General features: G+C 41.3%; 1 pseudogene. It reads left to right on the top strand.

Annotated features, from left to right (window positions below):
* Positions 1–259: pseudogene (locus CWB76_RS19765) on the top strand (cytochrome b/b6 domain-containing protein); the annotation flags it as partial.

The following is a 259-nucleotide window of genomic DNA, read 5'->3' on the forward strand; positions in this document are numbered from 1 at the left end:
ATTTGGGTGCTTATCGGCCGAAAAACGCCAACAATATCGCCATTACTGCATTCTACTAAATCGGCCCATTCTTCTTTTAGCGGCAAAAAAATAAATGATGTGGGCCATTCTGCACCAGGTAGTTATATGGTGGTATTATTTTTTATTCTGATCATAGCGCAGCGAATAAGCGGTTTAATGAGCAGTGATCGTATTTTAACTGATGGCCCGGTAGCGCAGTATGTATCGAGTGATACGATAGATTTTGCCAATTGGTTGC

Source organism: Pseudoalteromonas sp. S1609, from assembly GCF_005887255.1.
GTDB lineage: Bacteria > Pseudomonadota > Gammaproteobacteria > Enterobacterales > Alteromonadaceae > Pseudoalteromonas.